This is a genomic window from Pseudomonas sp. GL-R-19 (assembly GCF_019956375.1).
Classification (GTDB): Bacteria; Pseudomonadota; Gammaproteobacteria; order Pseudomonadales; family Pseudomonadaceae; genus Aquipseudomonas.
This window is the reverse complement of record NZ_JAHBDJ010000022.1, coordinates 122,613-146,145: the sequence shown is the minus strand read 5'-3', so window position 1 is coordinate 146,145 and position 23,533 is coordinate 122,613. Positions and strand designations below refer to the sequence as shown.

Below are 23,533 nucleotides of genomic sequence, written 5' to 3'. Positions count from 1 at the left end.
CCGTGCAGGAGCTGCCGCAGGCTGCGATCTTTTGATCTTTAAGGCATCAAGCCCTGAACTGCCCCAGGCTCGCCTTCAACTGCGCCGCCAGGCCATCGAGCACCTTGCCGCTCGCTGTGGTCTCCACGACAGCTTGCGCCGCTTTCTCGGCCTGCACATGAATGGTCTCGACCCGACCGCGCACCGCCTGGGCTCCGCGGGCCTGATGCTCGGCAGCCTGGGTAGCCAGACCGATCGCCGCATGGACCTGCTCGACAGATGCCTGCACCGACTGCTGCAACCGCGCACTGTCACGTAGCACCAGCAAACCCTCACTGGCCTGGCGCCCGGCCTGCCCGATTGCCGCCACCGCCTCACGTGCACCTTGCTGCAACGCCACGATGTGCGCCTGAATATCGCCAGTGGAGCTCTGCGTCTTGCTCGCCAGCGCCCGCACCTCATCTGCCACCACCGCAAACCCGCGCCCCGTCTCGCCGGCACGCGCCGCTTCAATGGCCGCGTTCAGCGCCAGCAGGTTGGTCTGCTCGGCGATGCCGTGAATCACCGTCAGCACCACTTCAATCTGCTCACTTTGCTGTGCCAGACGCTCGATCACTTGCGCGCCTGTATTGACCTGACCCGCCAGCTCCTCGATCAGGCTGCCGACCTTCGCCGAGGTGCGGGTGTTTTCATCGGTGGCCTGACGAATGTCCACGACCTGCTTGAGCGCCGCCTGCATGGCGTGGCTTTCCGACTGCGCCTCATCAGCCATTTGCGACAGTGCGCGCAAACTCTCCGCCACCTCGTCGCGCTGCATGCCAGCCGCCGCATCCGCACCAGCGTTGCGCAAGGTCATGGCGCCAATTTCCACGCCGGTACGCTGGGCCACATCGCCCGCCTCGCGCACGATCGGCTGTAACTTGTCCACAAAGCGATTGACCGCCGAGGCCATGTCGCCGATTTCATCCTTGCTGTTGATCTGCACGCGCTTGGTCAGATCGCCCTCGCCCGCCGCCAGGTCATCCATGGCTACGATCAGCATTTTCAGGCGATTGACCACTCGGCGACCGAGCACCACCGCCAACAACAGCAGGACACTGAAACCCACCACCGCCAGACATGCGCCGATGCGCCAGCGTAATGTCGTTGCAGCTTCCTGCACGGTGCCGGTGGTATTGGCTTTCATTTCAGTTGCCGTGGACTGCGCCGACTGCAGGCGCGAGCGCATGGCCGTTGCGCTGTCAGCCGCCGCGCCTTTCAGACTGTCGCCCACCAGTTGATCGCTGCTGGCTATCAACGCCGAGAAGCGCTTGTCCAGGGCCGTGAGATCGGTCTCCACCGAAGCGGTCGAGACCCCCATCAGGACCTTGCCGATTTCTACGCCATTGGGATTGATCGAAGCCTCGGTGTAGAAGACCGATGGATCGTTCTTCGCCGCATCCAGCACCTTGTCGAGCGCCCGCTCGCCCTGGCCTTTTTCCAGCAGCGCCTTGTTGATCGGGTTTTCCCGGTTGAGGTAGCGTGTCAGGTGCTGGCCGGTAGCGTCGTCATACACCACGAACAGCACATTGGGATTGCGCTGGGCCCGGCGGGCGAATTCGGAAAGCGTCGGGACGTCGTTGTCCCACATGGCGCGGGGCGCGACTGATGCCAGAAGCTGCGCCATGTCGCTGGCGGAGTCCTTCAGATCCTTTTCCAGGGTCGAACGCAATTGCGCCCGCTCTTCCTCCAGTCGCGAGGACAAGCCGGCCGTGAGGCGCTGACGCGTACTGGTAGAGAGGCTGTCCAGACTGGACGTGACTTCGCGCCCTGCCTGCTCGAGCTCGGCAGAGAGCTTTTGACTGTCCGCGCCCAGGCGCAGGCCCAGATCGGCTTCCAGCGCAGTCACCGTGCTCCGGGTCAGAGCAACAGCCACCAGCACCTGCACCAATAGGGCGATACCCAGGGTAACGAACACGGGCCGCAACAAACGGCTTTGTAACAACGAGAGAACGGCCGACATCTGAAATCCCTCTGCTTTGGCGCCATTAAATTGATAGCACGCCGGAAGCAATGCTTTTTTTAATGTTCACAGCAAAGGTCATGCCGTCCGACAGACGAATACGACAAAGGCCCCGATTAAGGAGCCTTTGTGTTTTACATCAACGACTTATCAAGCAAACGGATGACGCAGAACGATAGTTTCGTTGCGGTCCGGGCCCGTCGAAATAATGTCGATCGGCGCGCCGATCAGCTCTTCGACGCGCTTGATGTAAGCACGGGCGTTAGCTGGCAGCTCTTCCAGGGTTTTGGCACCCACGGTCGACTCGGTCCAGCCCGGCACTTCTTCGTACACAGGCTGCAGGCCTACGTAGCTGTCAGCATCAGTCGGAGCAACGGCCTTACCTTCCGCATCCTTGTAGCCGACACAGATGTTGATGGCTTCCAGACCGTCGAGCACGTCCAGCTTGGTCAGGCAGATGCCCGAGATGCTGTTCACATCGATAGCGCGACGCAGGATAACAGCGTCGAACCAGCCACAACGACGAGCACGGCCGGTAGTCGCGCCGAACTCGTGACCTTGTTTAGCCAGGTGCGCCCCGACTTCGTCGAACAACTCCGTCGGGAATGGGCCCGAACCTACACGCGTGGTGTAAGCCTTGGTGATACCCAGGATGTAGTCCAGGAACATAGGGCCAACACCCGAACCGGTAGCAACGCCGCCAGCGGTGGTGTTAGAGCTGGTCACGTACGGGTAGGTACCGTGGTCGATGTCCAGCAGGGAGCCTTGAGCGCCTTCGAACATGATGTCTTTGCCAGCGCGACGCAGGTCGTGCAGCTCGGCAGTCACATCCAGCATCAGCGGCTTGAGCAGCTCAGCGTATTCTTTGCATTCGGCCAGGGTCTTGTCGAATTCGATGGCTGGCTCTTTGTAGTAACCCACCAGCATGAAGTTATGGTAATCCACCAGTTCACGCAGCTTGTCTTCAAAGCGCGGCATGTTGAGCAGGTCGCCCACACGCAGGCCACGACGTGCAACCTTGTCTTCGTAGGCCGGGCCGATGCCACGACCGGTGGTACCGATCTTCAGCTCGCCACGGGCCTTTTCACGGGCCTGGTCCAGCGCAACGTGGAAGGACAGGATCAGCGGGCAGGAAGGGCTGATACGCAGGCGCTCGCGCACCGGCACACCTTTTTCTTCCAGCTTGGTGATCTCGCGCAGCAAGGCGTCAGGTGCAACCACCACGCCGTTGCCGATCAGGCACTGCACGCCTTCGCGCAGTACACCCGACGGGATCAGGTGCAAGACGGTCTTCTCACCGTCGATCACCAGCGTGTGGCCAGCGTTGTGGCCACCCTGGTAACGCACTACGGCGGCAGCATGTTCGGTCAGCAGATCAACGATCTTGCCTTTGCCCTCATCACCCCATTGGGTGCCCAGGACTACGACATTCTTACCCATAACACTTGTCCTCATTCGCGCAAACTTGGTGCCGGCGGCGGCCGGCAGGAAAACTCAAGAAGCCAGTGGCGAAACTTGCCAAAGCCCGTTCTGCTGAATCAATTGCCGGTCGCAGTCCGCTTCACGGGCGGCGGCCAAAGGTTGTCCAGGCAAGGCCTGAACGACACGCTGACCCTCACTGCGCAACTGGCAAACCTGCTGCCAGAGTGCTGCATCCGTACTGTCAGGCATCCAGATACCGCCAGACGGTAGCTCGATCTCAGCACGCCCCAGGGTCACCAGGGTTTTCAAATCGGTAGAGAAACCGGTTGCCGGACGTGCGCGACCGAAGTCGGCGCCGATGTCGTCGTAACGACCGCCCTGGGCAATCGACTGGCCAACACCCGGCACGAACACGGCGAACACCACACCGGTGTGGTAGTGGTACCCGCGCAGCTCGCCGAGGTCGAAATATAGCGGCAGCTCAGGGAAACGCGCGGACAGCCGCTCGGCAATCGCCAGCAAGTCGTCCAGAGCTGCCAGAACAGGGGCCGGAGCCTTGGCCAGGCGCTCGCGGGCCGCAGCCAGCACTTCACGATCGCCACACAGATCGACCAACGCCCGCAGCATGCCCGACAGATCGGTAGGCAAGCCCTCGGTCAAGGTAATGACCTCATCGATGGCCTTGCGTTGCAAAGCATCGAACAACTGCTGCTCGACTTCACCGGACAAACCGGCAGCGCGGGCCAGGCCACGGTAGATTCCGACATGGCCGAGGTCCATGTGCACATCCGGCACATCGGCCAGTTGCAACATGGCGAGCATCAGGCTGATGACTTCGACGTCGCTGCTTGGGCTGCCGTCGCCGTACAACTCGGCGCCCAGCTGAATCGGGCTGCGCGAGGACGACAAGGCGCGAGGCTGAGCATGCAGCACGCTACCGGCATAGCACAGTCGACTCGGACCTTCGCGACGCAGGGTATGCGCATCGATGCGCGCCACTTGCGGCGTGATGTCGGCACGGAAACCCATCTGCCGGCCCGATTGCGGGTCGATGACCTTGAAGGTGCGCAGATCCAGGTCCTGGCCTGCGCCGGTCAGCAGGGATTCCAGGTACTCGATATGGGGAGTCACGACAAACTCGTAACCCCAGCTCTGGAACAGATCCAACACCTGACGACGCGCGATTTCAATACGCGCCGCTTCCGGTGGCAGTACTTCTTCGATGCCATCTGGCAGAAGCCAGCGGTCTACCGTTGCCATTACGCCTTCCCCTATATCCGGGCGACCAGCCTGTCGGCGATCCTTGAGTGAAGCAGAAAATGATCAGCCCATGCGCAAACCACGCGCATGAGCGACGGAGCGAAAAGCCCTTCTACCGGCTTCGCTGACCACTTTCCTCGAAAAACTGTCGAGCCCATCGGCCCGGCATCTGCTTAAAAACAGCAATCAAACATGCAGACGCAAAAAAGCCGGGAATTTCCCGGCTGCCGCATCATACACACGTTTTCCCAAAGGATCACCCCGCCAGAGGTTTTAGCCGCCCGGCGGGAGGATTCAGGTCAACGTCGTATCAAGGCTTGGCTTTTTCCAGGTAGTGGAAGAAGTCGCTGCTTGGGTCGAGGACCAATACGTCGGATTTGTTCGCGAAGCTTTCACGGTAGGCGCGCAGGCTACGATAGAACGCGTAGAACTCCTGATCCTGGCCGTAGGCCTTGGAATAGATCGCAGCGGCCTGGGCATCACCGTCACCGCGAACCTCCTCGGATTCACGATAGGCTTCAGCCAGCAGCACGCGGCGCTGACGATCGGCGTCAGCTCGAATGCCTTCGGCCAGCTCGTTACCCTTGGCGCGGTGCTCACGAGCTTCACGCTCACGCTCGGTGCTCATACGTTCGAACACGCTGCGGTTCACTTCTTTCGGAAGGTCGATGGTCTTGACCCGAACATCGACAACTTCGATGCCCAGTTCTTTTTCAGCCATCTTGTTCAGCGAAGCCGTGATATCCGCCATGAGCGCATCACGCTCACCCGACACCACTTCATGCAGGGTGCGCTTACCGAACTGGTCACGCAGGCCCGATTCCAGACGGCGAGACAGGCGCTCGTCGGCGATCTGCTTGAGGCCGGAAGTCGCGGTGTAGTAACGCTCTGCGTCCTTCACGCGCCACTTGGCGAAGGCGTCGACCATCACGGCTTTCTTTTCCAGCGTCAGGAAGCGTTGTGTCGGGGCATCCAGCGTCATCAGGCGTGCGTCGAATTTGCGCACCTGGTTAACGTAAGGCACTTTCACATGCAGGCCCGGCTGAACATCGGTCTGGACCACGCGACCGAACTGCAGCAACACCGCACGCTCGGTCTGAGCCACGATGTAGAAGCAGTTCCAGGCAGCGATCGCCACGACGACGCCGACAATAAGGGCGATCAGCGATTTATTGCTCATCAGCGACTCTCCCTGGTACGTGCTTGCTGTTGCTGCAGATCTGCTGCCGCACGCGTATTCGCTTCATTGCTGGTGGCTGCCGCACCGCTCATTGGAGTGCTGGTATTGCGACCACTTTCGACCATTTTGTCCAGCGGCAGGTACAGCAGGTTGTTCTGGCCGTTCTTGTTGCCGGTCACGAGAACCTTGCTGGTGTTGCTGAAGACTTCCTGCATGGTGTCCAGATACAGACGCTGGCGGGTGACCTCAGGAGCCTTGCGGTACTCGGCGACCAGCTTGGTGAAGCGATCGGCCTCACCCTTGGCGCGCGAGACGGTTTCGTCACGGTAACCATTGGCATCTTCGAGGATGCGCTGGGCCTGACCACGGGCTTCCGGCACGACGCCGTTGGCATAGGTTTCTGCCTGGTTGCGCGAACGCTGCTCGTCTTCCCGGGCACGGATCACGTCATCGAAGGCTTCCTGGACTTCGCGCGGTGCCGCTGCGCTCTGTACGTTGACCTGGGTAACGGTGATACCGGTGCGATAGGTGTCCATGAAGCGTTGCAGACGCTCCTTGATTTCGCTGGCCATCAACTCACGACCTTCGGTCAGTACCTGGTCCATCGCGGTGGAACCCACCACATGGCGCAAGGCGCTGTCGGTCGCGTGCTGCAGGCTGATTTCCGGCTGATCGACGCTCAGCACGAAGTCCTGCAGGTTGCTGATCTTGTACTGCACGGTCAGCGGCACTTCGACGATGTTTTCGTCTTCAGTCAGCATCTGGCCCTGCTTGGTGTACGCACGCTCACGCGTGACGTTTTCCATGTACTTCTTGTCGATCGGCGGGAAATAGATGTTCAGACCCGGGCCGACGGTTTCGTAGTACTTGCCGAAGCGCAGCACCACGGCCTGCTCCTGCTCGTCGACCACGTAGACCGCGCTATACAGCCACACGGCGGCCAGCACGACCAGACCGATGCCGAGCAGGCCGCCAAAGCCGCCACTCTTGCCCGGACCACCGCCGTCGTCGCTACCACGTTTCTTACCGCCACCGAACAACCCGTTCAGGCTTTCCTGCAGCTTTCGGAAGGCCTCGTCGAGATCCGGTGGGCCCTTGCGGTCGCCGTTGTTACGACGCTTGCCACCCCAAGGATCCTGATTATTCGAGTTGCCACCCGGCTCATTCCAAGCCATAGCGCTCTCCATCTGATAAAGCAAAGACGCACCCACGGCGCGCCGACCAATGCTACAGAATGCCTGTCACCGCGGCACAACCGCTTTCTCAGGCTTTTATTGCAAAGTGTGTTGCTCGATGAATTCCATCGGCTGCAATCCCTCGCGGCTTACCAGTCGATTCAACTCGATCCGGGGCAAACGAACGGCCAGCAAACTGATGCCTTCTTCGTCGTGTTCTTCTTTCTGCACCGCACCGAGTTCGAAGAACTGCGCACGCAGCCGAGCGAATCGTTGCGGCAAGCGCAAGGTACCGACAAACAAATCACTGCCCAGTAACTCGGCAATGGCTTGCTCAAGCAATTCCAGACCACTGCCATCACGCGCCGACAGCCAGACCCGTTGGGGCTTGCCGTTTTCGTCGCGCTGGATTTGTGGCTCAACGCCTTCAAGCAAATCGAGTTTGTTATAGACCTCGAGGATCGGCAAGTCCTGGGCACCAATCTCGCCGAGCACCACCATTACCTGCTCGATCTGCAACATGCGATCCGGTTCGGCCGCATCGATCACGTGCAACAACAGATCGGAGTTACTCGACTCTTCGAGGGTAGACCGAAATGCTTCGACCAGCTTGTGGGGCAAGTGGCGAATGAAACCCACAGTGTCCGCCAGGACAATCGGCCCCAGATCGTCTATATCCAGACGACGCAGGGTCGGGTCCAGCGTGGCAAACAATTGGTCAGCCGCGTAGACGTCAGATTTCGTCACGTTATTGAAGAGCGTGGATTTACCGGCGTTGGTGTACCCCACCAGGGACACGGTAGGAATATCCGCACGCGATCGGCCACGGCGCGACTGTTCTCGCTGGCTGCGTACTTTCTCCAGCCGACCCTTGATCTGCCGCAGGCGAACCCGCAGCAAACGGCGGTCGGTTTCCAGCTGGGTTTCACCCGGGCCACGCATACCGATACCGCCACCTTGGCGCTCAAGGTGAGTCCACCCACGAACCAGCCGGGTGCTCATGTGGTCAAGCTGGGCCAGTTCGACCTGGAGCTTGCCTTCATGGGTACGGGCGCGCTGGGCGAAAATATCGAGAATCAGACCGGTACGGTCGATCACGCGACACTCGAAAACACGTTCGAGGTTACGCTCCTGACTGGGCGTGAGGATGTGATTGAAAATTACCAGATCGGCCTGTTCGGCTTTGACCAGGTCGCGCAGCTCCTCGACCTTGCCACTGCCAATCAGTGTCTTGGCGGTTGGCCGATGACGCGGCACGTTAAAAAACGCGACGGTCTCGGCACCCGCCGAATTAGCCAGTTCCTGAAACTCCTGCGGATCTTCGCGCGCCTCAGGGTCCTGTCCATCCAAGTGAACGAGGATTACTCGCTCACCACCACCGTGGCGCTCAAAGAACAAAGGAGACTCCTATCAGGCGTTACCTGGCTCAGCGTCACCTGCTTCGGATTCGGTTGCGCTAGGCAGACGAATTGGACGAACCGGCACCACTGTAGAGATCGCGTGTTTGTAGACCATCTGGCTGACGGTGTTTTTCAGCAGGATAACGAACTGGTCGAAAGACTCGATCGTGCCTTGCAGTTTGATACCGTTGACCAGATAGATGGACACCCCAACTTTCTCTTTACGTAACGTATTCAAGTAAGGGTCTTGTAGCGAATGCCCTTTTGACATGTGCCGCACTCCTTTAAGGATTCAATATAAAAAATAGGTAAACAGATGGCTTTGGCCGTCACACCCCCAAGGATAGACGGCAATTGCAAGGACTCAGCTCAATATGGAGACGGTCCCCAGGTATTTCAAGGCGCGCGGCAGATTGTCGCAATCCAGACTGTCCAGCCAATGCAGATCAGTCCAACTGCGCAGCCAGGTGAACTGACGTTTCGCCAATTGGCGCGTGGCAATGATTCCACGCTCCTGCATCTCGGCTGACGTCAGCTTGCCATCCAGGTAGTCCCAGACTTGGCGGTAGCCTACTGCACGTATAGACGGCAACCCGGTATGCAGGTCACCTCTATTACGCAGGGCTACGACCTCGTCAATGAATCCCTGTTCCAACATTAAAGTGAATCTTTGTTTAATTCGCTCATGCAGTACCTGGCGATTTGCCGGAGCAATGGCCAAGTTCGCGACAGTATAGGGCAATTGTTGCAGTCCCGAAGCGGCTGCTTCAGTACTTTGCACAGATTGTTGCAACCGCAGGGCGGTCATGCTTTGACCGCTGACACGATAAACCTCCAGTGCTCGACTCAATCGCTGGGGATCGTTCGGATGTATTCGGGCTGCGGACTCCGGATCAATCACCGCCAATTGTTCGTGCAAGGCTTGCCAGCCAAGGCGCGCAGCCTCTTCTTCGATTTGCGCGCGGACCTCGGGATCGGCGGCCGGCATATCCGCCAGACCTTCAACCAAAGCCTTGTAATAGAGCATGGTGCCGCCCACCAGCAGCGGAATTTTTCCGCGTGCGGTGATCTCCGCCATGGCTTCCAGGGCATCACGGCGGAAATCCGCAGCCGAATAGCTCTCGGCCGGGTCGAGAATATCGATCAGACGATGCGGATATTGCGCCAGCAGCTCTTTGGAAGGCTTGGCGGTGCCGATGTCCATGCCACGGTAGACCAGCGCCGAATCGACGCTGATCAACTCGCACGGCAGGACCTTGGTGAGTTCGATGGCCAGGTCGGTCTTGCCGGCGGCGGTCGGGCCCATCAGGAAAATCGCAGGTGGGAACTGGCTCATCAACGACCGCGCAAGAACAGTTTGTCCAGATCGTCCAGGCCCAGTTGGGTCCAGGTCGGTCGGCCATGGTTGCATTGACCGCTGCGCTCGGTGTTTTCCATGTCACGCAGCAGACCGTTCATTTCCGGCAGGGCCAGGCGCCGATTCGCACGAACCGCACCATGGCAGGCCATGGTCCCGAGCAATTCGTTCAGGTGCGCCTGAATGCGGTCGCTGGTGCCGAACTCCATCAGATCAGCCAGGACGTCGGCGACCAGCCGGTTGGCTTCGGCCTGCTTGAGCAGTGCCGGGATCTGCCGGATCGCCAGGGTTTCCGGGCCCAGACGCTGCAATTCAAAGCCCAGGCGCTGGAACCAGGCGACATGCTCCTCGGCGCAATCGGCTTCACGCTGGCTGACGGCCAGGGACTCCGGCACCAGCAACGGCTGGCCGCTCAGGCCTTCGCTGGCCATCGCCACCTTCAGACGCTCATACATGATCCGCTCGTGGGCGGCATGCATGTCCACCAGTACCAGGCCCTGGGCGTTTTCCGAAAGGATGTAGATGCCCTTGAGTTGTGCCAGTGCATAACCGAGCGGCGGGATGTCGTCCTGCCCGGCCGGTAGCGCGACGGCATTGGCTTCGGGCAGCGGTGCAAAGAACTCGCGATAGGCGGCCTGCGCTTCGGCGACGGGCACTCCGGACTGCGGACGCGGCGTGTATTGATACTGATAACCCGCGCCCGCTCCCGAACCCGCCGGCGTATTGAACGACGGCTGAGCCTGAGGCTGCTCCAGCAGCGCATTGGCGGCCAGGCGCATTTCACCCTGGGGCCCGAATTCACCGGCTTCGAGGCCGGTAGGCCGGACGATGGCCGTGGCAACCGGCGCCGCCAGATGATCGTCCGGCCGCACATCGCCCAAGGCGCGGTGCAAGGTGCCGTAGAGGAAATCGTGAACCATGCGCCCTTCACGGAAGCGCACTTCGTGCTTGGTCGGGTGTACGTTGACGTCCACGCCGGTCGGATCGACTTCGAAAAACAGTACAAAGGTCGGGTGTCGACCGTTGAACAGCACGTCGCGATAAGCCTGGCGTACCGCGTGAGCCACCAGTTTGTCGCGCACCGCACGGCCATTGACGAAGAAATACTGCAAGTCGGCCTGGCTGCGGTTGAAGGTCGGCAGGCCGACCCAGCCCCATAGATGCAGGCCGTTGCGCTCGATCTCGATCGGCAGCGCCTGCTCCAGGAAGCCCGGCCCGCAGATCGCTGCCACGCGCCGGGCACGGGCCGCATCATCATGGGCCTCGTGCAGGCTGAGGATGGTCTTGCCGTTGTGGCGCAGATGGAACGCCACATCGAAGCGCGCCAGGGCCAGGCGCCTGATCACTTCTTGCAGGTGATCGAATTCGGTTTTTTCCGTCTTGAGAAATTTGCGTCGCGCCGGCGTGTTGAAGAACAGGTCGCGCACTTCAACCGATGTGCCCACCGGATGGGCCGCGGGCTGCACGCGAGGCGCCATGTCCCGGCCTTCGGTCTCGACCTGCCAGGCCTGATCGGCGTCGCGGGTGCGCGAGGTCAGGGTCAGGCGCGCCACGGAGCTGATCGATGCCAGAGCCTCACCACGAAACCCCAGGCTCATGACCTGTTCGAGGTCTTCCAGGTTGCGGATCTTGCTGGTGGCGTGACGGGCCAGCGCCAGCGGCAGGTCATCGGCGGAAATGCCGCTGCCATCGTCGCGCACCCGCAGCAGCTTGACGCCGCCCTGCTCCACATCGACGTCGATGCGTTTGGCGCCGGAGTCGAGGCTGTTTTCCAGCAGCTCCTTGATCACCGAAGCCGGGCGTTCGACCACCTCACCCGCCGCAATCTGGTTCGCCAGTCGCGGGCTGAGCAGCTCGATGCGAGCGCTGTTGTTCTCGACCTGATTCATTCTTTGGCCGCCAATTCAGTGCCCGGAATAGTCAGGTGTTGACCGATCTTGAGTTCATCGCTCGACAGGTTGTTGGCGCTGCGCAGGGTCGCGGGCGACACCTGATAGCGCACGGCGATCATCGCCAGCGTTTCGCCCGGGTTTACCCGGTGGTCACGTGGGCCTTGGGCGATTTTGCCGGAATCACGCAGCCAGGCGATGTAAGTGCCCGGTGGAGGGTTCTGCTGGAAGAACTGACGCACGCCGCTGCTAATCGAACGCGCCAACGCCTGCTGATGGCTCGATGCCGCGAGTTTCGAGGCTTCGTCGGCGTTGGAGATGAACCCGGTTTCCACCAGGATCGACGGAATATCCGGCGACTTCAACACCATGAATCCGGCTTGCTCGACCCGCTGCTTGTGCAGCGGCGTAACCCGGCCGATGTTGCTTAGCACCTTCTGGCCAACGTTCAGGCTGGACGTCAGGGATGCGGTCATCGACAGGTCAAGCAGCACGCCGGCGAGCATGCGGTCCTTGTCATCGAGGCTGACGTTGCCGGCACCACCGATCAGGTCGGAACGGTTTTCGCTGTCGGCCAGCCAACGGGCCGTCTCCGAGGTCGCGCCGCGATCAGACAGGGCAAAGACCGAGGCACCGAAAGCGGCGGTAGAAGGCGCGGCGTCGGCGTGGATCGAGACGAACAGGTCGGCGCCTTTCTTGCGGGCAATTTCGGTACGGCCGCGCAATGGAATGAAATAGTCGCCGGTACGGGTCAGTTCGGCGCGGAAGCCTTTCATGCCGCTGACCTGCCGTTGCAGTTCACGGGCGATGGCCAGTACCACGTCTTTTTCACGCTGACCGCGAGAACCCGAAGCCCCCGGGTCTTCGCCACCGTGACCGGCGTCGATCACCACAATGATATCGCGCTTGCCGGCCGGGGCCGGTGGCAGCTTGATTGCCGGTTCAGCAGGCGTGACCGGCACGGCGGGCACTGTGGCGACCGAAGGCGTTGGTGCTGGAGGAGGAGCGGCATCTGCGGCGTTATCGAACAGATCGACCACCAACCGGTTGCCGTACTGGGCGTTCGGCGCCAGGGAGAAGCTCTTCGGCGTTACCGCCCTTTTCAGATCGATGACCACCCGCAGGTCGGTCGGCGTGCGTTGAGCCGAGCGCATGGCGGTGATCGGAGTGTTCGAGGTGTTGACGTTGAGCGGCGCACCGAGGGTCGCGCCATTGATGTCGATGACCAGACGATCCGGAGCCGTCAGGGTAAAGACGCTGTGTTGCACCGGGCCGGTGAGGTCAAACACCAGTCGTGTGTTGTCCGGTGCCCGCCACAGACGAACACTGTTGACCTTCGTATCGGCCACAGCGTCGACGGTCACCGCCAAAAACAACACCCCTACGGCAGCCACCAACGCGCGAAAGCGCATACCTAACCCCATCATCTATTTGGATTCCAATGCCAAAGCGGCACACCAGGCCTCGCCACGCGAGCCCTGGGATAAAATTTTCAGCGAACGCCCGCTGTCTTGCGGGCTAATGGTAATGGTCAGGTCCGGCTTTGGCAAAAAGCCTGCACCTTTTTCAGGCCACTCGATCAGGCACAGCGCGTCGTCTTCGAAGTAGTCGCGGATACCGAGGAACTCAAGCTCCTCCGGGTCGACCAGACGGTACAAGTCGAAATGGAAGGCGCGAATATCGCCGATCTCATAGGGTTCAACCAGGGTGAACGTCGGGCTTTTTACTGCCCCGGCATGCCCCAGGCCGCGGATAATGCCTCGGGACAAGGTGGTTTTGCCCATCCCCAGGTTGCCCTCGAGGAAGATCAGGCCATGGCCTTGGGTGATTCGGGCAATGCGTGCGCCAAAGTCGCTCATGGCCTGCTCATCGGCCAGGTACAGGGTTACTTCAGACACGGTGCTTGCTCCTCCAACAACTGACGAATGGCTGGAATCAGATCACTGGCCGCCAGCCCACGGCCCATTTTTCCTTGTTGCACGCCGGCATTGGCGTGCAGCCAGACTCCCAGGCAGGCCGCGTCGAATGCGGCCATGCCCTGAGCCAGCAGCGCCCCCAGCAAACCGGCCAGCACGTCGCCCAACCCGGCGGTGGCCATCGCCGGATGGCCCTGATGACACAGCGCCAGGCGCCCGTCAGGACTGGCGATCAAACTTCCGGCACCTTTGAGCACCACGACCGCTGTGTATTTTTTGCTCAATGCACGGGCAGCTGCAGGACGATCAGCCTGAACCTCGGCAGTGCTCAGGCCCAGCAACCGCGCGGCCTCCCCGGGATGCGGCGTGATCACGCAATACCTGGGCAAGCTCACACAGGCTTCGGCCAACATGTTCAGCGCATCGGCATCCCAGACTTGCGGCAGTGGTGCGTTGGCGGCGGCCGACAACAGGCTGCGCGCCCAGGCAGTCTGACCCAGACCCGGGCCGACCACCAACACGGAAGCTTTTTGCAGCAATTCCATCAACTGATTGGCCGAAGAAGCGCCCAACACCATGGCCTCGGGGATTCTGGCCAGGGCCGCCGGCACATGTTCGCCGCGGGTTGCCACCGACACCATGCCCGCACCGCTGCGTAGCGCAGCCTGCGCGCTCAGCAGGATCGCTCCGCCATAACCGCGATCACCGCCGATCAGCAGCACATGGCCGAACTTGCCTTTATGGGAAGCAGGTTGCCGGAAGGCCAGACGCGGCAGGTTAGCCGCCGTCAGGCGAAGGGCACTGCGCGGTGCCGCCTCAAGCAGCTGTGGATCGGCGCGCAGGTCGTTGAATACCAGCTCACCCACCACATCCGCCGCATCACCGGTGAACACCCCCAGCTTCAACCCGATGAACGTCACCGTCAGATCGGCACACACCGCGCAGCCAAGCACACGACCGGTATCGGCACACAGCCCCGAAGGGATATCCACCGCCGCAACCGGCAACCCGCTGGAGTTGATCGCGGCGATGGCGCTGGCATACGGCTCACGCACATCGCCGCCCAGTCCGGTACCAAGCAAAGCATCCAGCACAATGCCGCGTATTCCGGATTGTGCGGTCCAAGGCTCGATGAGCACTTTTTCAGACACTGCCTCGGCATGGGCCAACGCCGCATCACCCTGCAAGCGCTGCGGATCCCCCACCGCCAGCACCCGCACCGTCCAACCGGCACGTTTGGCCAGCGCCGCCACCAGATACCCATCCCCGGCATTGTTGCCGTGACCGGCCAGCACGCTCATTTCTTTCGCTGTCGGCCATCGGCGGACCAAGGCCCGCCAGGTCGCATGTGCTGCACGCTGCATCAATTCGAAGCCCGGTGTGCCGGCCGCGATCAGGCTCGCATCGAGGCTTCGCACTTGCGCTGCGCTGTACAGCGCGTCGGGTAATTCATCTTTAATGTGCGGCATGCGTCTTCGGGCTCCGATGTCTGGCAGAATTATACGCACCTCAGCTCCGGTTTCTCTCGCCTCATGCCCGCTATTCCCGCTATTGACACAGACCTGCCCGCCCTCGCCCAATCCATCAAGGACTGGGGCCGCGAGCTGGGCTTTCAACAAGTCGGCATCAGCGGCCTCGACCTGGCCGAGCATGAGCAGCATCTGGAGCGCTGGCTCGCCGCCGGCTACCACGGCGAAATGGACTACATGGGCGCTCACGGCAGTAAACGCTCGCACCCCGAAGAGCTGGTGCCGGGCACATTGCGCGTGGTGTCCCTGCGCATGGACTACCTGGCGGGCGACACCCACATGGCAAAAATGCTCGCCCAGCCGGAAAAAGCCTACGTCTCGCGTTATGCCCTGGGTCGCGATTACCACAAGTTGATCCGTAAACGCGTGCAACAACTAGCGGAAAAGATCCAGGCGGTCATCGGGCCTTTCGGCTATCGCGCATTCGTCGACAGCGCCCCGGTGCTGGAAAAAGCCATTGCCGAACAGGCCGGACTGGGTTGGATCGGCAAAAACACTCTGGTGTTGAATCGCAAGGCAGGCAGTTATTTCTTCCTCGCCGAATTGTTCGTTGACTTGCCGCTGCCGGTAGACCCGCCCCACGCCACCGAACACTGCGGGCGGTGCAGCGCCTGCCTCGACATCTGCCCGACCAATGCCTTCGTCGGCCCCTATGTGCTGGATGCCCGGCGCTGCATTTCCTACCTGACCATCGAACTCAAAGGCGCGATCCCTGAAGACCTGCGACCGCTGATCGGCAATCGGGTGTTCGGTTGCGATGATTGCCAGATTGTCTGCCCGTGGAACCGCTTCGCCCGTCCGTCCGGTGAAAGCGACTTCAAGCCGCGGCACAATCTGGACAATGCCGAACTGGCGGAACTGTTCATGTGGGATGAAGAGAAGTTTCTCAGCAGCACCGAAGGCTCGCCGCTGCGCCGGACCGGTTACGAAAACTGGTTGCGTAACCTGGCGGTGGGGCTGGGGAATGCGCCTTCAACGATTCCGGTGCTGGAAGCGTTGAAGGCGCGACGGGAACATCCTTCGCAACTGGTACGTGAACACGTCGAGTGGGCGTTGCGCCAACATGCCGAACGTCAGGCTTCGTCGTTGTAGACGAACTTGGGCATTTCCCAGTGGAAACGGATCGCCAGCAAGCGCAGCAAAAATCCACCGAACAGGGTGATCAGAATCGATTGTTCATCGGGTAATTGCAGATAGATGCAGAGCATGTAGCACCACGCCGCCGCAAACGACACGCTGGCATAGAGCTCACGCCGGAAGATCAGCGGAATATCGTTGCAGAAGATGTCTCGCAGGATGCCGCCGAAAACCCCGGTGATCACCCCGCTGACCGAGGCCACCAACATGCCGTGGCCCATTTCCAGGGCGGTGATGCAGCCGATCAGGGTGAACGCCACCAGGCCCATGGCATCGAGTACCAGGAACAGTGAACGCAGATGGCGCATCCAGCGCGCCGTGAACACCGTAACCATCGCGGCGACAGACGTCAGCACCAGGTATTCCGGGTGTTTGACCCAGGTCAGCGGGTAGTGCCCGAGCAGCACGTCACGCACCGACCCGCCACCCAGCGCCGTGACGCAAGCGATCAGCACCACACCGAACCAGTCCATGCCACGACGCCCGGCAGACAGGGCGCCGGTCATGGCTTCGGTAGTGATGGCGATCAGGTAGAGCATCAGCAGCATGGTGGCGATCCTTGCGAAAAGGCGCGCAGTCTACTGACTTCACCAAAGCCTACAAGCCCCTGCAGGAGCTGCCGCAGGCTGCGATCTTTTGACTTTGGTGCTCAAGATCAAAAGATCGCAGCCTGCGGCAGCTCCTACACAAGGACCGTGGGCCGTATCAGAACTTGATGAAATGCTTGCGGTAGTGCTGCAACTCGGCGATGGATTCGCGGATGTCGTCCAGGGCCAGGTGGGTGCTGCCCTTCTTGAAGCTGTCGCGCACGTCCGGTGCCCAACGCGCAGCCAGCTCTTTGAGCGTGGACACATCGAGGTTGCGGTAGTGGAAGAAGCTTTCCAGGGATTTCATGTGGGTATAAAGGAAGCGACGATCCTGGCAGATGCTGTTGCCGCAGATCGGCGACTTGCCCTTGGGCACCCACTTCTCCAGGAAGGCGATGGTTTCGGCTTCGGCTTCGGCCATGCTGATGCGGCTGTCGCGAACCCGCTGGGTCAGCCCGGAACCGCCGTGCTGACGGGTGTTCCACTCGTCCATGCCGGCGAGGATTTCGTCGCTGTGATGAATGGCGATCACCGGGCCTTCGGCCAGGGTGTTCAGGTCACTGTCGGTGACGATGGTGGCCATTTCGATGATGACGTCGGTATCCGGGTTCAGACCGGTCATTTCCAGGTCGATCCAGATCAGGTTCTGCGGGTTTTGCATGTGTCGGCTCCTAGGCAATGCTGCGCAGTTTAGCCTAGGCCGGTGGCCGGGCGTGCTAAACTCGCGGCCGTTTTACCTAATCGCTGCATTCTTGATACGGAACACCCATGGCCAAACGCCAACTCAATCGTCGTCAAAACTGGCGCATCGAAAAGATTCAGGGCGAGCGCGCCGCCCGCGCCGCCAAACGCGAGTCCTCGGCTGTCGAGGCACTTGAGGGCGGCGATCTGGGCCCGGAACAGCATGGCCTGGTGATCGCGCACTTCGGCGTGCAGGTCGAGGTCGAGGCCCGCGACGGCGAACTGGCCGGCCAGGTGTTCCGTTGCCACCTGCGCGCCAACCTGCCGGCGCTGGTGACCGGCGATCAGGTGGTGTGGCGTGCCGGCAACCAGGGCATCGGCGTTATCGTGGCGCAACTGCCGCGCAACACCGAGCTGTGCCGCCCGGACAGCCGTGGTCAGCTCAAGCCTGTTGCGGCCAACGTCGACATGATCGTCATCGTGTTTGCACCGCTGCCCGAGCCCCACGCCAACCTGATCGACCGCTACCTGGTCGCGGCCGAGCATGCGGGCATCAAACCGCTGTTGCTGCTGAACAAGTTCGACCTGATCGACGACAACAACGCTCCTGCGCTGAATGCCTTGCTCGCGGTGTACCGCACCCTCGGTTATCCGGTGCTGGAAGTGTCGGCGCACCACGGCAACGGCATGGAACAACTGCAGAAGCAGCTGGACGGGCGCATCAGCGTGTTCGTCGGCCAGTCCGGCGTCGGCAAGTCGTCGCTGGTCAACAGCCTGCTGCCGGAAGTCGAAACCCGCGTCGGTCCGTTGTCCGAGCTGTCCGGCCAGGGCACTCACACCACCACCACCGCGCGGTTGTTCCACTTCCCCGGCGGCGGTGAGTTGATCGACTCCCCGGGTATCCGCGAATTCGGCCTGGGCCACGTCAGCCGTGCCGACGTCGAAGCCGGTTTCATCGAGTTCAACGACCTGCTCGGCACTTGTCGCTTCCGCGACTGCAAGCACGACCGCGAACCTGGTTGCGCCCTGCTCAAGGCCCTTGAAGACGGCCGCGTGCAGCAGCAACGGATGAACAGCTACCGCTCGATCATCGCCAGTCTCCCGGAAAACGGCTACTAAAGAGACGTACCGGCCGCCCTGCCTTCAGCGGGGCGGCCGGTGGCTGGATTTTCCCCTGCTTAAACATCAGACCTTTCTGTAAGACACCCGCACCGGCGCTTGTAGGGCAATTCTCTTTAAGTCACATCCCCTTGTAGCCGCCAGCCAATAGCCTAGCTTCAGACCCTCTTCGCACTCCAGCGACACCGAGGGACACCCATGCAAACCTACCATCTGTTCATCAGCCACTCGTGGAACTACTCCGACGCCCACGACAATCTCGTACGCCTGCTCAACGCCAAACCCGGTTTCACCTACAAGAATTTTTCGGTGCCATCGGACAACCCGATTGTCGACGCGAGAACCGACAAGCAACTTGAGGAGGCCATCAAAAACAAGATTCGCCCGTGTTCGGCGGTATTGATCATGGCCGGGATGTACTCCACCTACAGCAAGTGGATCAACAAGGAAATCGAGATCGCCAAGCGCATGGGCAAGGTGATCATTGCGATCAAGCCGTTCGGTGCCGAGCGGATTTCCACGGTGGTACGTGACGCGGCACATGCCGAATGTGCGTGGAACACCAACAGCATCATCGATGCGATTCGCAAGCATACGGCGGTGTAACCATGCGCAAGGGACTGTTTATCGGCATCAACGACTACACCCATGTGTCGCGCCTGAGCGGTTGCAGCAATGACGCCATGGCCATGGCCTCGGTGTTGAAGACCGACGCCAATGGCGATCCAAACTTCAAGAACATCGTACTGACCTCCGCCGAGGACTACCTGAGCCGGGAAAAACTCGAAGACCAGATCCGCGAGCTGTTTGTCGGGGATTGCAATGTCGCGCTGCTGTACTTCGCCGGCCATGGCAGCTTCGATACCGACACCGACGAAGGCATGTTGATCCCGCAGGATTACAAGAGCGCCAAGGACGGGATTCGCCTCAGCGACATCCTCAACTGGGCGAGCAAAGCCACGAAGATCAAAAACAAAGTGATCATTCTCGACTGCTGCCAGAGCGGCTCGGCCGGCGAACTGCGCGCCTTGCGCAGTGAAGGCAGCGTGGTCGGCGAAGGCATGACGATTCTGACTGCCTGTAAAAAGGAAGAACCGGCGATGGAGGGCGCGCAACACGGCGTGTTCACCGGATTGCTGCTCCAGGCCCTGCACGGCGGAGCCGCGAACATCCTGGGCAAGATCACCCCCGGCAGCCTTTATTCGTTTGTCGACAACGCGCTCGATGCCTGGGAACAGCGCCCGGTGTTCAAGACCAATGTCTCGCAGTTCATTTCCCTGCGCGAAGTGTCGCCGCTGATCCCCAAGGACATCCTGCGCAAACTCCCCGAATGGTTTGCCGAAGCCGAATCGGTGTACCCCCTCGCCCCCAGCTTTGAGCCCACCGAACCTGAATTCAACCCGGAACACGGCGAGGTCTTCGCCCAGCTGCAAAAGTGCAATCGCCACAGCCTCATCGAACCGGTGGACGCCGAGCACATGTACTACGCCGCCATTCACGCCACCGGCTGCCGCCTCACTGCCCTCGGCGCCTATTACCGCGAACTCGCGATCAAGGGACATTTCTGATGCCAGTGTTTATCAGCTACCGCCACATGGATCGCGCCCACGCGGTCAAAATCAACGCGCGCCTGATCCAGGCCAACATCAAGACCTACCTCGACGTACTGGATGCCGAATCCCAGACCACCGATGACATCACCGGGGTGATCACCCGCAACATCGGCGAGTGCACGCACCTGCTGGCGGTGGTGTCGGAGAAAACCGCGCTTTCCTGGTGGGTGCCGTTCGAAATCGGCGAGGCGACCATCACGAATCGACGTATCTGTTCGTACAGGACCGGCCCGACAGAGCTGCCGTTGTACCTGGACAAATGGCCGAAGCTGACCAGCGACCGGGACATCGAGTTCTTTATCGATGCCTATCGAAACGAAGCGATGCTCAAGCGCTCGATGTCACTGGAGTCGGTGACCGGCAGCGAGTCGGTGCGCAGCGTCAACAAATCCAATGCGGATCGCTTTCACTCCGACCTCAAGTCCCGGATCACCCGTGGGTTCTGAAGCTGCAGTAGAGGCACAAAAAGCCGTGATCGTGTCGCGGCTTCTTATACTCGCCTTGCGGTCTATCGATCATTTTCGTGACACCACGAAAATGATCGGCGGCATTCATTCCAGTCGTTCCGCAAACGTAAAAAAGCCGCGACTATCGTAATGCTGTTCACTTAAGGACGAACACTGTATCTGTGGCGAGGGAGCAAGCTCCCTCGCCACAGGTTGCTTATTGTTCGCTCGATTTCTTAAGTGAGCAGCATTACACGACTAGCGCAGCTTTCTTATTTTCAGCGCGCGATCTTTTCCAGCTGCCACCCCAACGTGTCCAAGGCGTCGCAGCCATCCTGAATCAATATGTGTGCGGCGTTGGCGAAATGCTCCAGGTCATGACCTTCGGCATCTTTCACGCATAGGCAGGTGACGCTGTTGAGCAGATTACGTGCGGCTTTGATGCGGTGAGTGGCGGTTTCGAGAAGATCCGTAACTTTGGCTTCGGTGTCGATGTACAACGTCGTGCCGACGCTGAAGTTGCCTTTTAGAGGGTGGTACTTAGCCATAGGTCTAACTCCGATTATGTGGGTGTGGTTCCATCTTTGTTTCGACCGGCTAAGATCGGTCACCGCGTGAGCAGCAACGGCTGAACTATAAGCAGATGCGTGCACGACTGAAAACCTTGGTGCGAAATTTCAGATCATTCCTACAACTACTAAGCAAACACAAAAACTCGGAAGCACTGGCACGAGGCACAAAAAAGCCGACATCACTGTCGGCTTTCTTGTGGGTCACTGCTTGGGCGGCTCAGCCGGTTTGGCTGGCTCACCCGGTTTCGGTGCCGGATTATCGAACAAGTTCAGACGCTCGCGCAGTTCGTGGGCCGGCAGCGGTTCCTTGTCCGCCGGCAATGCGTTCGGGTCGACCGGTGTAGCCGGTGTGGCTCCCGGAACAGCCGAACCTTGCGGCGCATCGGGGGCAGGCTCCGCACCTTGCGAACCTTCGATCGCACGTTGGGCTTTCTTCGTCAGTACGACGATGTCGATACGACGGTTCACCGGGTTGAACGGATGCTCGCGATCGAACAGGGCCGACGAGGCATAACCGACCACCCGCGCCACCTGCGCATCCGGATAGCTGCCTGCCACCAGCGCACGACGCGCGGCGTTGGCACGGTTGGCCGAGAGCTCCCAGTTACCGAAATCACCGGTGCCGGTGTATGGCTTGGCATCGGTGTGGCCGCTGATGCTGATCTTGTTTGGCACTGCCTTGATGGTATCGGCCATGGCCAGCAGGATGTCTTCGAAATACGGTTTCAGACGGGCCGAGCCTGAGTCGAACATTGGGCGGTTTTCTGCGTCCATGATCTGGATACGCAGGCCGTCCTGCGTGATTTCGAACAGGATCTGATCCTTGAACTTCTGCAGCTGCGGGTTCTCTTCAACCTTGTTCTGCAGTTCTTGCAGCAACAGTTCGAGGCGTTCTTTCTCGACCTGCTCGGCCATGCCTTCAACCTGGTCGGTATCGATGGTGACCTTGTCCGGCTGCGGCTGGGACTTCACTTCGGGGTTGAGGGTGTTTTCCGGCGCCAGGGTCGGCGTGCCGCCCAGATCGATGATGTAGGGCGTGCCGCTTTCGGAAAAACCGATCGGGTCCTTGAAGTAACCGGCGATGGCAATCTTCTGTTCCGGCGTGGCGGTGGACAGCAGCCACAACACCAGGAAGAACGCCATCATCGCTGTGGCGAAGTCCGCGAAGGCGATTTTCCAGGCGCCTCCGTGGTGTCCGCCGGCGATGCGCTTGACGCGCTTGATGATTATCGGCTGATTGTTTTCCATAACTTAACGACCGCGAACCGCTTGTTCCAGCTCGGCGAAGCTTGGACGGTGCGCCGGGTACAGCACCTTGCGTCCGAACTCCACGGCCAGCGATGGCGGCATGCCGGAAGCCGAAGCCACCAGCGAGGCCTTGATGGCTTCGTAGACGTTCAGTTCCTCCTTGGCATCGTGGGCCAGGGAATGGGCCAGCGGGCCGAAGAAGCCGTAGGCGGCGAGAATACCGAAGAAGGTCCCCACCAGTGCCGCACCCACGTGCAGGCCGATAGATTTCTGATCGCCCTCCCCCAGCGAAGCCATGGTCACCACGATCCCCAGTACCGCCGCGACTATACCGAAACCGGGCATGGCGTCGGCGATGCCGTTCACGGCGTGGGATGGGTGTTCCAGGTCTTCCTTGAGGCTGAACAGTTCCATGTCGAACAAGCCTTCCAGCTCGTGCGGAGCCATGTTGCCGGAGGACATGATGCGCAGGTAATCGCAGATGAACGCGGTCATGCGCTCGTCCTTGAGAACAGTCGGGTACTTGGCGAAGATCGGGCTCGCGGCGGCATCTTCGATGTCGCCTTCGATGGCCATCATGCCTTCGCGGCGGCTCTTGTTGAGGATCTCGTAGATCAGGCCCAGCACTTCAAGGTAGAAGCCATGATTGAAACGCGAGCCGAACATGCTCAGGGACTTCTTGAGCACGTGCATCGTCATGTGGCCGGGGTTGGCCTGCAAGAATGCGCCGAGGGCGGCACCGCCGATGATCATGACCTCGAAAGGCTGGATCAGGGCGGCAATCTTGCCGTGGGAAAGCACGTATCCGCCAAGCACGCTCGCGAATACGACGATGATGCCGATAATTTTAGCCATAGGTTAGGGGAGCACTTACTGAGTCGGGTTCAAGGTCATATTCGGAAGTTAAAAAATCTCTTCTTCTACTTATCGGCAAAACTGCGCCAGACTATAGGCCGTTCAGGCGAAAAACTGATTTGACCCCATCCGGGCCCAGGTAATGTTGACGATGATCGCCTCCCAC

Annotated in this window: 22 protein-coding genes; 5 read left to right on the top strand and 17 right to left on the bottom strand. The window is 60.4% G+C overall.

All coding sequences use genetic code 11. The features are described from left to right. Nucleotides 1-46: 46 nt before the first annotated feature. The 12 genes from KGA83_RS13370 to KGA83_RS13315 all read right to left on the bottom strand — a co-directional run bounded on the left by KGA83_RS13370 (nucleotide 47) and on the right by KGA83_RS13315 (nucleotide 15,049). Nucleotides 47-1,981, bottom strand: coding sequence for a methyl-accepting chemotaxis protein (locus tag KGA83_RS13370; RefSeq protein ID WP_108218420.1), 1,935 nt, complete (start codon nucleotides 1,979-1,981; stop codon nucleotides 47-49). A 150-nt stretch (nucleotides 1,982-2,131) separates the two neighbouring features. After that, nucleotides 2,132-3,421: an adenylosuccinate synthase gene (locus KGA83_RS13365; RefSeq protein ID WP_108218419.1), complete on the bottom strand. Its 1,290-nt coding sequence runs from the start codon at nucleotides 3,419-3,421 to the stop codon at nucleotides 2,132-2,134. A 54-nt stretch (nucleotides 3,422-3,475) separates the two neighbouring features. After that, complete coding sequence (locus KGA83_RS13360; RefSeq protein ID WP_108218418.1) at nucleotides 3,476-4,663, bottom strand: ATP phosphoribosyltransferase regulatory subunit; 1,188 nt, start codon at nucleotides 4,661-4,663, stop codon at nucleotides 3,476-3,478. Between the two features lie 310 nt (nucleotides 4,664-4,973). Continuing rightward, the gene (gene hflC / locus KGA83_RS13355) at nucleotides 4,974-5,843 is read right to left on the bottom strand and encodes a protease modulator HflC (RefSeq protein WP_108218417.1); all 870 of its coding nucleotides are present in this window, start codon (nucleotides 5,841-5,843) and stop codon (nucleotides 4,974-4,976) included. Next, nucleotides 5,843-7,018 carry an FtsH protease activity modulator HflK gene (hflK, locus tag KGA83_RS13350; RefSeq protein ID WP_108218416.1) on the bottom strand — a complete coding sequence of 392 codons (1,176 nt, stop codon included), beginning with the start codon at nucleotides 7,016-7,018 and terminating at the stop codon, nucleotides 5,843-5,845. Before hflK ends, hflC begins: the two co-directional genes overlap by 1 nt. 96 nt (nucleotides 7,019-7,114) lie before the next feature. Beyond that, nucleotides 7,115-8,416, bottom strand: coding sequence for a ribosome rescue GTPase HflX (gene hflX / locus KGA83_RS13345; protein ID WP_223529884.1), 1,302 nt, complete (start codon nucleotides 8,414-8,416; stop codon nucleotides 7,115-7,117). Between the two features lie 12 nt (nucleotides 8,417-8,428). Continuing rightward, nucleotides 8,429-8,689 carry an RNA chaperone Hfq gene (hfq, locus tag KGA83_RS13340; protein ID WP_007902656.1) on the bottom strand — a complete coding sequence of 87 codons (261 nt, stop codon included), beginning with the start codon at nucleotides 8,687-8,689 and terminating at the stop codon, nucleotides 8,429-8,431. A gap of 93 nt (nucleotides 8,690-8,782) precedes the next feature. Next, nucleotides 8,783-9,754, bottom strand: a complete 972-nt coding sequence (gene miaA, locus KGA83_RS13335; RefSeq protein ID WP_108218415.1) for a tRNA (adenosine(37)-N6)-dimethylallyltransferase MiaA — start codon at nucleotides 9,752-9,754, stop codon at nucleotides 8,783-8,785. After that, the gene (gene mutL / locus KGA83_RS13330) at nucleotides 9,754-11,664 is read right to left on the bottom strand and encodes a DNA mismatch repair endonuclease MutL (protein WP_223529883.1); all 1,911 of its coding nucleotides are present in this window, start codon (nucleotides 11,662-11,664) and stop codon (nucleotides 9,754-9,756) included. The genes miaA and mutL overlap by 1 nt, the downstream gene beginning before the upstream one ends. Beyond that, nucleotides 11,661-13,091 (bottom strand): N-acetylmuramoyl-L-alanine amidase, encoded by a 1,431-nt coding sequence (locus KGA83_RS13325; RefSeq protein WP_108218413.1) that lies wholly within the window; start codon nucleotides 13,089-13,091, stop codon nucleotides 11,661-11,663. Before KGA83_RS13325 ends, mutL begins: the two co-directional genes overlap by 4 nt. Next, nucleotides 13,092-13,562, bottom strand: coding sequence for a tRNA (adenosine(37)-N6)-threonylcarbamoyltransferase complex ATPase subunit type 1 TsaE (gene tsaE, locus KGA83_RS13320; protein WP_108218412.1), 471 nt, complete (start codon nucleotides 13,560-13,562; stop codon nucleotides 13,092-13,094). It lies immediately after the preceding gene. After that, complete coding sequence (locus KGA83_RS13315) at nucleotides 13,550-15,049, bottom strand: NAD(P)H-hydrate dehydratase (RefSeq protein ID WP_223529881.1); 1,500 nt, start codon at nucleotides 15,047-15,049, stop codon at nucleotides 13,550-13,552. Before KGA83_RS13315 ends, tsaE begins: the two co-directional genes overlap by 13 nt. A 63-nt stretch (nucleotides 15,050-15,112) precedes the next feature. Between KGA83_RS13315 and queG the strand changes: the two genes are divergently transcribed. Further along, complete coding sequence (queG, locus tag KGA83_RS13310; protein ID WP_223529879.1) at nucleotides 15,113-16,201, top strand: tRNA epoxyqueuosine(34) reductase QueG; 1,089 nt, start codon at nucleotides 15,113-15,115, stop codon at nucleotides 16,199-16,201. Here the strand turns inward: queG and KGA83_RS13305 are convergent. Together KGA83_RS13305 and orn are read right to left on the bottom strand one after the other, a co-directional pair. Further along, nucleotides 16,183-16,794 carry a trimeric intracellular cation channel family protein gene (locus KGA83_RS13305; RefSeq protein WP_108218410.1) on the bottom strand — a complete coding sequence of 204 codons (612 nt, stop codon included), beginning with the start codon at nucleotides 16,792-16,794 and terminating at the stop codon, nucleotides 16,183-16,185. The genes queG and KGA83_RS13305 overlap by 19 nt on opposite strands. 157 nt (nucleotides 16,795-16,951) lie before the next feature. Further along, a complete protein-coding gene (gene orn / locus KGA83_RS13300) occupies nucleotides 16,952-17,494 on the bottom strand; it encodes an oligoribonuclease (protein WP_008035288.1) in 543 nt (180 codons plus the stop codon). Between the two features lie 107 nt (nucleotides 17,495-17,601). On the opposite strand from orn, the gene rsgA reads away from it, so the two are divergent. The 4 genes from rsgA (at nucleotide 17,602) to KGA83_RS13280 (ending at nucleotide 20,692) form a co-directional block, all read left to right on the top strand. Further along, nucleotides 17,602-18,633 (top strand): small ribosomal subunit biogenesis GTPase RsgA, encoded by a 1,032-nt coding sequence (rsgA, locus tag KGA83_RS13295; protein ID WP_095943175.1) that lies wholly within the window; start codon nucleotides 17,602-17,604, stop codon nucleotides 18,631-18,633. 198 nt (nucleotides 18,634-18,831) lie between these two features. Then, on the top strand, nucleotides 18,832-19,239 hold the full coding sequence (locus KGA83_RS13290) for a TIR domain-containing protein (RefSeq protein ID WP_223529877.1): 408 nt from the start codon (nucleotides 18,832-18,834) through the stop codon (nucleotides 19,237-19,239). Nucleotides 19,240-19,241: 2 nt separating this feature from the next. Next, nucleotides 19,242-20,201: a caspase domain-containing protein gene (locus tag KGA83_RS13285; protein WP_223529876.1), complete on the top strand. Its 960-nt coding sequence runs from the start codon at nucleotides 19,242-19,244 to the stop codon at nucleotides 20,199-20,201. After that, the gene (locus tag KGA83_RS13280) at nucleotides 20,201-20,692 is read left to right on the top strand and encodes a toll/interleukin-1 receptor domain-containing protein (protein ID WP_223529874.1); all 492 of its coding nucleotides are present in this window, start codon (nucleotides 20,201-20,203) and stop codon (nucleotides 20,690-20,692) included. Before KGA83_RS13285 ends, KGA83_RS13280 begins: the two co-directional genes overlap by 1 nt. Nucleotides 20,693-20,970: 278 nt before the next feature. On the opposite strand, the gene KGA83_RS13275 is transcribed toward KGA83_RS13280, so the two are convergent. The 3 genes from KGA83_RS13275 to motA all read right to left on the bottom strand — a co-directional run bounded on the left by KGA83_RS13275 (nucleotide 20,971) and on the right by motA (nucleotide 23,367). Further along, the gene (locus KGA83_RS13275; RefSeq protein WP_223529872.1) at nucleotides 20,971-21,240 is read right to left on the bottom strand and encodes a hypothetical protein; all 270 of its coding nucleotides are present in this window, start codon (nucleotides 21,238-21,240) and stop codon (nucleotides 20,971-20,973) included. Between the two features lie 225 nt (nucleotides 21,241-21,465). Continuing rightward, nucleotides 21,466-22,512: a flagellar motor protein MotB gene (motB, locus tag KGA83_RS13270; protein ID WP_223529870.1), complete on the bottom strand. Its 1,047-nt coding sequence runs from the start codon at nucleotides 22,510-22,512 to the stop codon at nucleotides 21,466-21,468. A gap of 3 nt (nucleotides 22,513-22,515) precedes the next feature. Beyond that, nucleotides 22,516-23,367: a flagellar motor stator protein MotA gene (motA, locus tag KGA83_RS13265; RefSeq protein ID WP_108218404.1), complete on the bottom strand. Its 852-nt coding sequence runs from the start codon at nucleotides 23,365-23,367 to the stop codon at nucleotides 22,516-22,518. Between the last annotated feature and the right edge of the window lie 166 nt (nucleotides 23,368-23,533).